At 66.3% G+C, this 12,904-nt stretch carries 11 protein-coding genes; 7 read left to right on the forward strand and 4 right to left on the reverse strand.

Annotation, left to right across the window (positions count from 1 at the left end; translation table 11 throughout):
* The 3 genes from GBZ26_RS19260 to GBZ26_RS19270 form a co-directional block, all read right to left on the reverse strand.
* A partial coding sequence (locus GBZ26_RS19260) for a beta strand repeat-containing protein (protein WP_174440229.1) occupies nt 1-3,135 on the reverse strand: 3,135 nt, incomplete at its 3' end.
* Nucleotides 3,136-3,565: 430 nt separating this feature from the next.
* Nucleotides 3,566-4,261 (reverse strand): hypothetical protein, encoded by a 696-nt coding sequence (locus tag GBZ26_RS19265; protein WP_174440230.1) that lies wholly within the window; start codon nt 4,259-4,261, stop codon nt 3,566-3,568.
* 150 nt (nt 4,262-4,411) lie between these two features.
* Complete coding sequence (locus GBZ26_RS19270; protein WP_174440231.1) at nt 4,412-6,121, reverse strand: right-handed parallel beta-helix repeat-containing protein; 1,710 nt, start codon at nt 6,119-6,121, stop codon at nt 4,412-4,414.
* 502 nt (nt 6,122-6,623) lie between these two features.
* Here GBZ26_RS19270 and GBZ26_RS19275 point away from each other — a divergent pair.
* From GBZ26_RS19275 to GBZ26_RS19290, 4 genes are all read left to right on the forward strand, one after another.
* Nucleotides 6,624-7,697: a Bug family tripartite tricarboxylate transporter substrate binding protein gene (locus GBZ26_RS19275; protein ID WP_174440232.1), complete on the forward strand. Its 1,074-nt coding sequence runs from the start codon at nt 6,624-6,626 to the stop codon at nt 7,695-7,697.
* Nucleotides 7,698-7,781: 84 nt separating this feature from the next.
* Nucleotides 7,782-8,288, forward strand: a complete 507-nt coding sequence (locus GBZ26_RS19280; protein WP_174440233.1) for a tripartite tricarboxylate transporter TctB family protein — start codon at nt 7,782-7,784, stop codon at nt 8,286-8,288.
* 188 nt (nt 8,289-8,476) lie between these two features.
* Nucleotides 8,477-10,003 (forward strand): tripartite tricarboxylate transporter permease, encoded by a 1,527-nt coding sequence (locus GBZ26_RS19285; RefSeq protein ID WP_174440234.1) that lies wholly within the window; start codon nt 8,477-8,479, stop codon nt 10,001-10,003.
* A gap of 97 nt (nt 10,004-10,100) precedes the next feature.
* On the forward strand, nt 10,101-10,805 hold the full coding sequence (locus GBZ26_RS19290; protein WP_174440235.1) for a TerC family protein: 705 nt from the start codon (nt 10,101-10,103) through the stop codon (nt 10,803-10,805).
* Nucleotides 10,806-10,812: 7 nt separating this feature from the next.
* On the opposite strand, the gene GBZ26_RS19295 is transcribed toward GBZ26_RS19290, so the two are convergent.
* Nucleotides 10,813-11,001, reverse strand: coding sequence for a hypothetical protein (locus GBZ26_RS19295; RefSeq protein WP_174440236.1), 189 nt, complete (start codon nt 10,999-11,001; stop codon nt 10,813-10,815).
* Nucleotides 11,002-11,162: 161 nt separating this feature from the next.
* Between GBZ26_RS19295 and GBZ26_RS19300 the strand changes: the two genes are divergently transcribed.
* The 3 genes from GBZ26_RS19300 to GBZ26_RS31070 form a co-directional block, all read left to right on the forward strand.
* On the forward strand, nt 11,163-11,849 hold the full coding sequence (locus tag GBZ26_RS19300) for a CBS domain-containing protein (protein ID WP_174440237.1): 687 nt from the start codon (nt 11,163-11,165) through the stop codon (nt 11,847-11,849).
* Nucleotides 11,850-11,884: 35 nt separating this feature from the next.
* On the forward strand, nt 11,885-12,658 hold the full coding sequence (locus GBZ26_RS19305; RefSeq protein WP_174440238.1) for a GntR family transcriptional regulator: 774 nt from the start codon (nt 11,885-11,887) through the stop codon (nt 12,656-12,658).
* A 130-nt stretch (nt 12,659-12,788) separates the two neighbouring features.
* Nucleotides 12,789-12,904: GFA family protein (locus tag GBZ26_RS31070; RefSeq protein WP_486598848.1), on the forward strand; the 116-nt coding region annotated here is incomplete at its 3' end.

Here is a 12,904-nt window from a genome sequence, read left to right on the forward strand (position 1 = left end):
GGTCCCCATAAGCGTGGGCTGCGATACATTCGTCACCGCGTCGCCGGACACCCCGCTGTCCGACGTCGGGCTGAGCGCCGGGGTGGACGGGCTGGCCGACAGCACGATCAGTGTGTCGGTGCCGTTGAGCGTTAGCGTTTGGAACGGCGTGTAGACGGTCTCAACACCGGAAACGAAGAGTGTTCCCTGGTTGCCGGGCGGGGAGAAGGTCACCACGTCCGTACCGGTTCCGCCGATCAGCGTCTCTAGCAGCGTCGCCGCCAGAGTGTTGCCGTCGTTGCCCAACGTGACCACGTCCGTGCCAATACCGCCCGTCAGCGTTTCCACGCCGCTCATCAGCAGCGTGTTGCCGCCGCTGCCCAGCGTCACCACGTCGATTCCGATACCACCAGCCAGCGTTTCGATGCCGCTCACCAGCAGCGTGTTGCCGCCGCTGCCCAGTTCCACGAGGTCGGTGCCGATGCCGCCGGTCACCGTCTCGACCCCGTCCACCAGCAGCGTGACGCCGGCGCTGCCCAGCGTCACCACGTCGGTGCCGGACGTGCCGATCAGCGTTTCCAATCGCCACACCGTGAGCGTGTTGCCCGCGCTGTCGCCGAGCGTCACGATATCGAGGCCGGAGCCGCCGTTGATCGTCTCGACGCCGTTCACCGTCATCACGTTGCTGCCGGTGCCGAGCGTCAGCACGTCGGTGCCGGAACCGCCGGTCAGCGTCTCCAGCAGCCGGACCAGCAGCGTGTTGCCGCCGCTGCCCAGCGTCACGACGTCGTTGCCGGAACCGCCCAACAGCGTCTCGATCCGCGACACCTCGATGGTGTTGCCGCCGCTGCCCAGGGTCACGAAGTCGATCGCGCTTCCGCCGGTCAGCGTCTCGACGCCGGTCACCAATGTGGTGCTGCCGAAGGTCCCGCCAAACGTCACCACGTCGGTGCCGGAACCGCCAATCAACGTTTCCAGCCGCGACACCGTCATCGTGTTGCCCGCACTGTCGCCGAGCGTCACGATCTCCACGCCAGTGTTGCCGCTCAACGTCTCAATGCCGCTCACCAGAGCGGTCATGCCGCTGGCGCTGATCGTCACCACGTCGGTGCCGGAACCGCCAATCAACGTTTCCAGAGCGGACACGAGAATGGTGTTGCCGGCGCTGTGCAGCGTCACAACGTCGGTGCCGACGGCGCCGATCAACGATTCCAGAAGGGACACCGTCAACGTGTTCCCACCGGTGAGCAGCGTCACCACGTCGGTACCGGAACCGCCGGTCACCGTCTCGATGCCGCTCACCCTTACTGTGTTTCCACCGGTGCCGAGCGTCAGCACGTCGGTGCCGGAACCGCCGATCAGCGTCTCCATGAGCCGGACCGTCAGCGTGTTGCCGTCGCTGTCCAACCGCCCCATGTCGGCGCCGCTGCCGCCCACCAGCGATTCGACGCCGGTCACCCACACCGTGTTGCCGCCGGTGCCAAACGTCACGATGTCGGTGCCGGAGCCGCCGAACAGCGTCTCCATGAACCGGACCGTCAGCGTGTTGCCGTCGCTGCCCAACCGCACCACGTCGGCACCGGAACCGCCCACCAGCGATTCGACGCCGGTCACCCACACCGTGTTGCCGCCGGTGCCCAGCGTCACGATGTCGGTCCCGGAGCCGCCGATGAGGCTCTCCAGCAACCGGACCGTCAGCGTGTTGCCGCCGGTGCCCAGCGTCACAATGTCGGTCCCTGAGCCGCCGATGAGGCTCTCCAGCAACCGGACCGTCAGCGTGTTGCCGCTGCTGGCCAGCGTCACCGAATCGACGCCGACCGCGCCGGTCAGCGTTTCGATGCCCTCCGCCAGCAGCGTGTTGCCGCCGCTGGCGAACGTCACCACGTCGGTGCCGGCGCCGCCGGTCAGCGTCTCCAGCCGCAACACCGTCAGCGTGTTGCCCGCACTGTTCCCCAGCGTCACCACGTCGGTGCCGACCCCGCCGGTCAGCGTCTCGACGCCGTCCACCAGCAGTGTGTTGCCGCTGCTGCCCAGCGTCACCACGTCGGTGCCGGCGCCGCCGGTCAGCGTCTCGACGCCGGTCACCAACACCGTGTTGCCGCCGCTGCCCAGCGTCACCATGTCGGTGCCGGCGCCGCCGGTCAGCGTCTCGATCCGGCTCACCAGCAGCGTGTTGCCGCCGCTGCCCAGCGTCACCGCATCGGTGGCGGTGCTCCCGGTCAGCGTCTCGACTCCGGTGACCAGGAAGGTCGCCCCGATGCCGGCCAGCGAGACCACGTCGGTGCCGGTGCCGCCGGTCAGCGTGTTGATCTGCGACAGCGCGATCGTGTTGCCGCCATCGCCGAGGGTCACGGACACCGGGGAGACGTTGCGGAAATACTCCAGGTCGCCGCCGTCGACGCCGATCACCAGATCGCGGTCGCCGTCGCCGTCGAGATCGCCCAGGGCCGGCCGCGGGTACGCCCCGGGTCCGGGATTCCCATAGGGATTCGTGGCGAGCAGTGAAAAGGTCGGCGCCGCCGCCGTGCCGACGTTGACGTAGACGGTGCTCTTGGTGATGAGGTCGACGAGGCCGTCGCCGTTGATGTCCGCCAGAGCGGGCGACGCGTAGCCGTCCAGGTCGCCGGGCAGGCCGAAGGGATTGGTCGCTTCCAGCGAGAAGGTCGGCGCCTGCGTCGAGCCGTTGTTGCGGTAAAGGAGGGTCTTCCCGTTCGCATTGCCGATCAGCAGGTCGAGATCGTCGTCGCCGTCCAGATCGGCGAAGCTCGGCGCCCCGTAGCTGCCGGCGTTCTGGATGCCGAACAGGCCGGTGCCTTCCAGCGAGAAGGTCGGCGCCTGCGGCGAGGTCCCGTTGTTGCGGAAGAACAGGGTGGTGCCGGCGTGGTTGCCGATGAACAGGTCGAGATCGCCGTCGCCGTCGATGTCCGCGAGGCCGGGAAGCGCGCCGCCCGCGCTGACGTTGGTGATGCCGAAGGGATTGGTGCTGTCCAGCGTGAAGGTCGGCGACAGCGTCGTTCCGGTGTTTCGGAAGAAGACCGTGTTGCCGTCCACGTTGCCGACCAGGAGATCGAGATCGCCGTCACCATCGAGGTCAGCCAGCACCGGTGCGGCCTCGCTTCCGATGTCGGAGAGGCCGAAACTGTCTGTGCCGATCATAGTGAAGGTTGGATTCGCCACGGTCTTTCGGCCCTCACGCCACACAGCCGGCACGAACACCGGTCTTATATGGATCAATGCACCATCAAGACCTAATTATCAGTATATAAAATGGTCCAAAAACACGTTACTGGACTAAAACTTTGGCACACACTCGTAAAAATCCCTATTTTTCCAATAGATTCTTGCCTTTATTGGGCTCATGCATACATAGGCCGGTTCAGGGTAGTCTGCACGGAAAGATATCGCCGCCCGATTGAAGCCTAAACCAAAGGTTTGCAAAACGGCGAGAAGGCCGGTTCCCTTGCATGGGGCCGAAGCCGAACAAACCCTGCCGGCCGCGGACGTGCGAATGGATGCGGATCGTGCGGCTGCCCGGCGGATGGAACGGCGTGAAACACGCCCCGGCCGATGTTCCATCCGGCCCACCCTACCGGCGGCGGGGGAAGGCGCCGGCGCCGCGCCGGCTCTCCGGCCCGGCGTCGAGGTCGGGGAAGGATTCGTCACCGTTGGCGGTCCAGGGATAGACGCCCTTCGGACCCGCCGCCTCCGGCCGGGCGAGGATGGCGGCGACGGCCCGCGGATCGGGCGGGCTGCGTTCGCGCAGGGCGCCGGGCCGGTCGTCGTCGAGTTCGGGGACGGTGACGGCGGGCGAATCGTCCGGCCGCGGCGGCGGGGTGGTGAGTTGGGGACCGGCGATCTGGGGCACGGCCCGGACCGCCGGCTGGGAGCCGGCGCCGGACAGCAGGCCGAGTCGGTCGGCCAGCCAGCGCACGGTGGAGGGATCGCCGGCGGACACCAGCCGTTCGATCTGCTCGGCCACCAGGATGCGCAGCGAGGACAGCCGCAGTTCGGCCTCGCGGTTCAGCGCCTGACGTTCCCACCACACCCTGTGACGGAAATCCTTCGATCCGTAATAGGCCCGCCACAACGTGGTGCGGCTGCAGCCCATGGCGCGGGCGACGTGGAGGAAGCTGCTGCCGCGCGCCAGCATCCCGGCGGCCATGATCCATTGCTCCTCGTGGAACTGCGATCCGGGAACCAGCGCGCCTTGGGCGGGCACCGGCGGCTCCTCCGCCCAGCAGGGGAAATGGTCGTCGGCGAGGGTGCGGCTGTCGAGCGGCATGGTGTTGCTCCGCGGGCGGGTGGGGCGTCCGCGGAAAGCATATAGGAATTTAATCCATAATGGAAGACGCCGGCATGCGCACGCACCGACGCCCGGCCAAGGAATGGCCGGGCGCGGTCGTCACCGAATGGATGGAGAGGGAACCCGTCCTTACGCGGTCGGGCTGGCCTTGGAGACCGAGGAGATGGTGTTGTTGACGACGTTCTGGCTGATGCTGTCGGCGATCGACACCGCGGAACGGCCGTTGTTGTTGTTGAAGATGTTGTCGTGCACGTCGAGCGTGATCGACCCGGCGCCCTTCAGGTGCTCCATGATGCCGCCGTTGTTGTTGAAGATCTCGTTGCCGTGGATCTTGTAGGTGACGCTGGTGCCCTGGTTCTGGCCAACCGAGATGCCGACGTTGGCGTTGCCGTAGATCGTGTTGTCGTAGATCTCGGTGCTCGACTTGGCGAGGATGCCGGCGCCGCGCGGGTTGTCGTAGATCGTGTTGCCGTGGATCTTCAGCGTGCTGTTGGCCTGGCTGTGGTCGTGGTACAGCCCGTGCGACCGGCCGTCGCCGCCGCCGGCGCCGTTGTTGAAGATCGTGTTGTCGGCGATCTCGCCGCTCAGGATGCGGCCGTTCCAGCCCGAATACACGCCGTCGGTCCGCCAGCCGTTGTCGCTGATGGTGTTGTTGGTGAAGTACTGGTCGGCGTTGTCGGCGGAGTAATGCACGATGCCGTAGGCGCCGTTGCCGTCGATGGTGGAATGGTCGATCCGCAGCCCGTGCGAGGTGCCGCTGATGACGACGCCCGAGCCGTGGTTGTCGATGATCTGCGAGTTGGTGACCTTCACGTTGTCGGCGCCGCCGTTGAGCAGCAGGCCGGCGTCGCCCGAACCCTTCATGGTCAGGCTGTCGAAGGTGATGTTGTCCTTGTTGTTCAGGCTGACGGCGTAGCTGGAGCCGCTGGCCGCCTCGATCACCGGGTTGGCGCCGGTGCCGTAGGCGCCGTAGACGATCGGCTTGTCGGAGGTGCCGGAGGTGGAGGCCAGCAGGCTGTCGTGCCAGGTCTCGCCACGCTCGAACAGGACCAGCGAGCCGGCGGCGAAGTTGGTCGAGTTCACCTTGTCCAGCGACTTCCAGGCCTGGTTCGCGTCATGGCCTGAGTTGCTGTCGCTGCCGTTGGTCGCATCGACGTAGTAGATCTGCGAGGCCGGGGTGGACGGGTAGTCCGACGTGCCGGAGGTCGGCGCCGTGGGGGCGGCCGGGGCCGCCGCGGCGGTCGTCGCGAAGAACTCCTTCGGCGCGGCGACGGCCAGCGTGCCGTTCCACCACATGTTGGCCTGACCCGGCACGACGTCCTGGCCGTCCAGCGCGCCCTTGTCATAGGTGACGGACGGATCGGTCGGGGCGACCTTGTGGCCGTTGATGGTGATGGCGTTGACCGTCAGGTTGCGGTCCTGCCCATCGACGGCGCCGTCGTTGTCGTACTGGATCTGAACCTTGTGCGCCTGATCGGCGGCCACGCTGGCGTCGAAGGAGAAATCCTTGGCGTCGCTGCCCGCGGTGCCTTCGCCGACCACGGCGCCGTCCACCAGCAGCTTGAAATGGGGCGAGACGCCGCCCGCGGCCGTGCCGGCGGCGTTGACGACGATCTTGGCGGTGGCGGCCAGCGCCGTGGCGTCGGCCAGCGCCAGAGGCTGCGCGGTGGTCTGGAGTGCCTGGAGATGGAGAATTGAGTCCGGCGTCGCGGCGCTGTCGGCGGTCACCGGGGTGATGCTGTCGACAACAGCCTGAAACGGATCGGCACCAGAATCGCTGACAAAACCGGTCGTGTCGGCGTGGTTCTGATGATCAAGCTCAATGGCCATATGTTCCATGATCTTTCACTCTTTCCTTTTTTACAGCGCCACGTTTGTGGCGGTGGGCGGGAATGTGCGCGGATCGCGCCGTCCCGCTTGCTGTGTGCTCAATCGTTTTCGACAGGACCGGAGCCTAGCCAGCTCCGTGTGGCCTTAAATGGTTCGATTTTAGGATAATTAGTTTTTGAAATGCGCCAAATCCGTCACAGGAAGTCACCTAACGAAAGGGGTAGTTCCCTGAATTTAAGTGCTAGAGCAAAAGGGCTAACTCTTTCGGTAATTTCTTGAATTTTCTGCGAAGTACAAGAATTTAGCCGCCGATCCCCGGCGGATTCCTGCGCCGCACCCAATGATTGGGCCCGGTCGTCTTGTGACATTCCTGTTGAAGAAAGCTGGGATGCCACATACCATACGCCACACGGACAGTTTGCATAACAAACAATCCGTCTCGCCAGACAATCCAAAAATGATGAGCCGTGCCGACGGAAGCCCGGCCACCCATAAAGGGAAGGAATGAGGCATGAAGGACGTACAGCGCCCGCGCTGCGCGCGGAAGACCCCTTTTGACTCCTTCGCTTTTAAAAGACCCTGCAGAAGAACGCTCGCCGGCGGAACGGCCCTGGCCGGCGCGCTCGGCCTTCTGCTGATCCCGGCCGCGGCCCAGGCCGCCTGGGAACCGACCAAGTCGGTCGAATTCGTCGTCCCGGCGGGAACCGGCGGCGGCGCCGACCAGATGGCGCGGATGATCCAGGGCATCATTCAGAAGAACAACCTGATGGGCCAGCCCATCGTCGTCATCAACAAGTCGGGCGGCGCCGGTGCGGAAGGCTTCCTCGACGTCAAATCGTCGAACCGCAACCCGCACAAGATCATCATCACGCTGTCCAACCTGTTCACCACGCCGTTGGCGACCGGCGTGCCCTTCTCCTGGAAGGACATGACCCCGGTGGCCATGCTGGCGCTGGACAACTTCGTCCTGTGGGTGAACAGCGAGGCCCCGCAGAAATCGCCCAAGGAGTTCGTCGAGGCCGCGAAGGAAGGCGGCGCCAACCGCTTCAAGATGGGCGGAACCGGGTCCAAGCAGGAGGACCAGATCATCACCGCCGCCATCGAGCAGACGGCGGGCGTCACCTTCACCTACGTCCCCTACAAGGGCGGCGGCGACGTGGCGGCGCAGCTCGTCGGCAACCACATCAACGCCAGCGTCAACAACCCGATCGAGGCGGTGTCGCAATGGCGCGCCGGCGCGCTGCGGCCGCTGTGCGTCTTCGACAGCGAACGCATCCCGCTGAAGGAGCCGGTGGCCGACAACAAGTCGTGGAACAGCATCCCGACCTGCAAGGAATCCGGGCTGGACGTGGAATACACCATGCTGCGCGGCATCTTCATGGGGCCGGGCGTCACGCCGGACCAGATCGCCTATTACGTGGACCTGTTCAAGAAGGTCCGCGAGACGGAGGAATGGAAGGACTTCATGGCGAAGGGGGCGTTCAACGTCAGCTTCAAGACCGGCGACGAGTTCAAGACCTGGCTGACCGCGGCGGAAACCCAGCACAAGACGCTGATGGACAAGGCGGGCTTCACCAAGCAATAGCCCCTCTCGTCCGACGCGCGGCCCCCGGGGCATCGCGCCCCGGGCGCCCTCCCCCGCCCTTCGGGTTTCTCGTGGGAGTGAGCCATGGAGCATGGAACGCAGAACAGTGATCCGGTCGTCTCGAACCGGACCATGGAAATCGTCGTCGCCGGGCTGTTCGCCCTCGTCGCCCTCGTGGTGATGGCCGACAGCATCCGCGTCGGCAACGGCTGGGGGTCCGACGGGCCGAAGGCCGGTTACTTCCCCTTCTATGTCGGGCTGATCATGCTGGTCAGCAGTCTGGCCACGCTGGTCGTCAATCTCCGGCGCCACAGCGGCGAACGCACCGCCTTCGTCGAGAAGCACCAGCTCGCCCTGGTTCTCCAGGTGCTGGTCCCCAGCGCCGTCTTCGTGGCCCTGACCGCCTTCCTGGGCATCTATCTGTCGGCGGTGCTGTTCATCGCCTTCTTCATGCATTGGGTCGGCAAGTATCCGCTCAAGACGATCCTGCCCGTCGCCATCCTCGTGCCCGCGGGCCTCTTCGTGATGTTCGAGATCTGGTTCCTGGTTCCGCTTCCCAAGGGACCGGTGGAGACGATGTTCGGGTTCTGACGAAGCCAGTTCTTACCAGTCCAGTTTTTTGAAAGCCGGGGCGGCCGCGGGAACGGCCGCGCACACCGAAGCAGCGGCAGGCATCCGCGACGAACCAGCCCATGCGGCGGGGACGAACCCCGCTCTGCGCGCTCAAGACGCGACCTTTCCAAGCGGAACGGGCGCGGATGCCGGAAAGGGAGGGAAACTTGGAAGCGCTCGGGTCACTCATACACGGGTTCGGCGTGCTCGCCGATCCCATGAACATCGCCTACATGTTCATCGGCATCACGCTGGGCGTCCTGATCGGCGTGCTGCCGGGTCTGGGCGGGGCGAACGGGGTGGCGATCCTGCTGCCCCTGACCTTCAGCATGTCGCCGACCTCCGCCATCATCATGCTCTCCTGCATCTATTGGGGGGCGTTGTTCGGCGGGGCCATCACCTCGGTCCTGTTCAACATACCGGGCGAGCCATGGTCGGTGGCGACCACCTTCGACGGCCACCCCATGGCGCAGAAGGGCCACGCGGGCGAGGCGCTGACGGCGGCCTTCACCTCGTCCTTCTTCGGGGCGTTCGTGGCGGTCCTGCTCATCACCTTCCTGGCCCCGGTGATCGCCGGCTTCGCCCTGCGCTTCGGCCCGGCGGAGTTCTTCGCGGTCCAGCTATTGACCTTCTGCAGTTTCGTCGGCATGGGCAGCGAATCCCCCTTCAAGGTGCTGTCCGCCATGATGCTGGGCTTCGCGCTGGCCGCGGTCGGGCTCGACAGCGTGACCGGCGAGCTGCGCATGACCTTCGGCTCGGTGGAGCTGCTGCGCGGCTTCGACTTCCTGATCGCGGTCATCGGCCTGTTCGGCATCGGCGAAATCCTCCTGACCATGGAGGAGGGGCTGGCCTTCAAGGGCAAGAGTGCCAAGATCAACGCCAAGGTCGTGTGGGAGACCTGGAAGAGCCTGCCCCGCTACTGGGTGACCGCCATCCGCGGCTCCATCGTCGGCTGCTGGATGGGCATCACGCCCGGCGGCGCCACCCCCGCCTCCTTCATGAGCTACGGCCTCGCCAAGCGCTTCTCGAAGAACCGCCAGAATTTCGGCAACGGCGAGGTGGAGGGCGTGGTCGCCCCGGAAACCGCGGCCCACGCGGCCGGCACCAGCGCGCTGCTGCCCATGCTGACTCTGGGCATCCCCGGCTCGCCCACCGCGGCGGTGCTGCTGGGCGGCCTGCTGATCTGGGGGCTTCAGCCCGGCCCGCTGCTGTTCGTCGAGCAGAAGGAGTTCGTCTGGGGCCTGATCGCCAGCATGTATCTGGGCAACATCGCCGGGCTGATCGTCGTGCTGACCACGGTTCCCGTCTTCGCCTCGATCCTGCGCATCCCCTTCAGCATCATAGCACCCGTCATCGTGGTGATCTGCGCGGTCGGCGCCTACACGGTGCACAACGCCTTCCTCGACATCGTCATGATGCTGGTGTTCGGCGTCGTCGGCTACGTCTTCAAGAAGCTGTCCTACCCGCTGGCCCCGCTGGTTCTGGCGCTGGTGCTGGGCGACATGGCGGAAAGCTCCTTCCGGCAGGCCATGCTGGTGTCGCAGGGCGATCTGGCGATCTTCTGGTCCAACCCGCTGGTCGGCAGCATCGTCACCCTGGCGCTGGTCATGCTGTTCTGGCCGGTGATCTCCGCCCTGCTGCGCAAGCGGCAGTCCCGGCAGGACGGCGGGACCGAGGTCATCCCGGTCAAGTAAGTCATCCCGGTGAACCAGTTCCACCCACTCCCCCGCCGGCCTCCGGGACGGGACGACCGGCGGGGGGAATTCTTCTCACATCGGGGGGTTCGGGACGATGGACACGTCCGATTTCATGATCGCTCTGCTCCAGATCATCTGGATCGACATCCTGCTGAGCGGCGACAACGCGCTCGTCATCGCGCTGGCCTGCCGCTCGCTGCCGCCGAAACAACAGAAGATCGGCGTCTTCCTCGGCACCGGGGCGGCCATCGTGCTGCGCGTGCTGTTCGCCGTCATCATCGCCTATCTGCTGGCCATCCCGTACCTGAAGATCATCGGCGGGGCGCTGCTGTTCTGGATCGCCGTCAAGCTGATGCTGCCCACCGAGGAGGAGGAGCAGGCGGAGCATGCCGGCACCTCCGCCGGGCTGTGGGGGGTGGTCCGCACCATCGTGATCGCCGACGCGGTGATGAGCCTGGACAACGTCATCGCCATCGCCGCCGCCTCGCACGGCAACACGGTCCTGCTGATCCTCGGGCTGGCCATCAGCATTCCGCTGATCGTCTTCGGCAGCACCCTGATCCTGAAGGCCATCGAACGGCTGCCGGCCCTGGTCTATGCCGGCGCCGGGCTGCTCGGCTACATCGCGGCGGAGGTCATCCTCACCGACCCGAGCATCCATTCCCACGTGACGGAAAGCCTGCCGGTGCTGACCGGGACGGCGCCCTTCGTCGCGGCGCTGGGGGTGATGACCGCCGGTTACCTGATGGCCCGCAGCATCAACCGCCGCCGCGCCGTGGTGGAGACCGATCCGGCCTGAGAAGCCGTCAGAAGGAGGACGGGCGACGGGGCTCGCGGCAGCGGTTGCCCCGCACCGCCCGGAACCGGCCCGGCAGGGCCATAGCGCGCACGTCGCTGGTGATCTCGGAGATGAGGCCCGGATCGTTCCGCAAAATCTCCGTCACCACGGCGGCCAACCCGGCCAGGGCGAACACGATGGCAAGACTCTCCAACATCGGGAACTCCGGACTCTGACCACACTCATGCTGCGTTGCAGCAGAGATGGCGCAAAGTCCGTTGGGGAGCAAGGGATAAGAAACGTAGCATTTCGTATACCAGACACGCAGCAGGAGCCGGACACAGGCTCCGCACCGCCAGTTCAGGGAGGAACGTCGAGATGCAAGCGAAGGACGTCATGACATCGCCGGTCATCACGGTGGCGCTGGACACCCCCGTGCCGGACATCGCGGAACTGCTTTTGACCCATCGGATCAGTGGCTTGCCGGTGGTGGACCAGGACGGCCGCGCGGTCGGAATCATCAGCGAGGGGGACCTGCTGCGCCGGGTCGAGACGGGGACCGACCGTCCGCGCGCCCGCTGGCTGGAGATGCTGGTGGGCCGCAACGTGCAGGCCGCCGACTTCCTGAAGACCCATGGGCGCTGCGCGCGCGACGTCATGTCGCGCCCGGTCCACGCCGTCGCGCCCGACGCGGAAATCGCCGAGATCGCGGACCTGATGGAGGACAAGCGGATCAAGCGCGCCCCCGTCCTGGTCGACGGGCGCCCGGTCGGCATCATCAGCCGCGCCAACCTGCTGCACGGGCTGCTCCGCAACCGGCGCGGCGCCGCCGGCTTCGGCGCGTCCGGCGACGAGGCGATCCGCGCCGCCCTGCTGGAGTCGTTGGAGGGGCAGTCCTGGGTGGACCTCGATCGGATCAACATCGTCGTCAACGACGGGGTCGTGCAGCTCTGGGGCATGGTCGACAGCGAGGAGCAGCGCCGCGCCCTGCACACCGCGGCGAGCGGCGTGAGCGGGGTGAAGCGCGTGGAGGAGCATCTCAACCGGAACCGCTTCGTCGGGTGACCCCCGGCCATCCGCCCCATCGAAGGAGCAGCCCGATGCCGCCACCCGAACTGACCGTCCAGCCCCTGGATTCCGGCGCCACCTTCCGCAACCAGGTTTATCGACGATTGAAGCAGGCCATCATCCAGATGGACATCTACGACCATCCCGGCGACGTCCGGCTGGACGAACGCCAGCTCAGCGGCCTGCTGGGCGTCAGCCGGACCCCGATCCGCGAGGCCCTGACCCTGCTGGAGCAGGAGGGGCTGGTCCGGCTGGAGCCGCGGCGGGGGATCTACATCGTCCGCAAGACCAAGACCGAGATCATCGAGATGATCATCGCCTGGGCGGCGCTGGAAAGCATGGCGACCCGCCTCGCCGCCGAACGCGCCACCGAGGAGGACATCGGCACGCTGTGGGACATCTTCCGCAGCTTCGAGGAGCAGGCCCCCTCCGACAACATCCAGGAATATTCCGACGCCAACATCGAGTTCCACAAGGCGATCATCCGCCTCAGCCGGGCGCGCATCCTGGAGACGCTGACCGACAACCTGTTCATCCACATGCGGGCCATCCGCAAGCTGTCGATCCGCCAGGACAACCGGGCCGAACAGTCGATGCACGAGCACCGCGACATCATCCGGGCGCTGGAGCGGCGCGACGGCGACCTGGCGGAGCGCCTGGCGCGCGAACACACGCTGGGTCTGGCCGCCCATGTCGAGCGGCACGGCGATTTCCTCGACTGGCTGCGGTTGGCCGAGGTCCGGGGCGCCGAAAACCGGGGCGCGGACGTCAAAGCCGCGCTCAAGGAGGGCCTGCCGCTGATGTAGAGCGCCGGGGGGGGCGATGGCCCCGGTGGTGGCGCGCGATCGCCGCGTCCTCCGGAAACTTTCCCGGACCGGGAGGGTTGGACGGGGGCGGCGCCACCGCCGGGCGCCCGAGGATCGGAGGAGAGGACGGATGAAGCTCGACGGGTCCTGCCACTGCGGCGCGGTGCGTTTCTCGGTGGACGCCTACGCGCCGGTTCCGTACCTGCGCTGCTACTGCTCGATCTGCCGCAAGACGGCGGGCGGGGG

Origin of the sequence: Azospirillum formosense, from assembly GCF_013340925.1 — a bacterium.
Classification (GTDB): domain Bacteria; phylum Pseudomonadota; class Alphaproteobacteria; order Azospirillales; family Azospirillaceae; genus Azospirillum; species Azospirillum formosense.

What these genes read in the sequence shown, in the direction of transcription:
- GBZ26_RS19265 (WP_174440230.1), bottom strand. Translation starts at nt 4,261, where the DNA reads ATGCCGCTCGACAGCCGCACCCTCGCCGACGACCATTTCCCCTGCTGG.
- GBZ26_RS19270 (WP_174440231.1), bottom strand. Translation starts at nt 6,121, where the DNA reads ATGGAACATATGGCCATTGAGCTTGATCATCAGAACCACGCCGACACG.
- GBZ26_RS19275 (WP_174440232.1), top strand. Translation starts at nt 6,624, where the DNA reads ATGAAGGACGTACAGCGCCCGCGCTGCGCGCGGAAGACCCCTTTTGAC.
- GBZ26_RS19280 (WP_174440233.1), top strand. Translation starts at nt 7,782, where the DNA reads ATGGAGCATGGAACGCAGAACAGTGATCCGGTCGTCTCGAACCGGACC.
- GBZ26_RS19290 (WP_174440235.1), top strand. Translation starts at nt 10,101, where the DNA reads ATGGACACGTCCGATTTCATGATCGCTCTGCTCCAGATCATCTGGATC.
- GBZ26_RS19295 (WP_174440236.1), bottom strand. Translation starts at nt 11,001, where the DNA reads ATGTTGGAGAGTCTTGCCATCGTGTTCGCCCTGGCCGGGTTGGCCGCC.
- GBZ26_RS19300 (WP_174440237.1), top strand. Translation starts at nt 11,163, where the DNA reads ATGCAAGCGAAGGACGTCATGACATCGCCGGTCATCACGGTGGCGCTG.
- GBZ26_RS19305 (WP_174440238.1), top strand. Translation starts at nt 11,885, where the DNA reads ATGCCGCCACCCGAACTGACCGTCCAGCCCCTGGATTCCGGCGCCACC.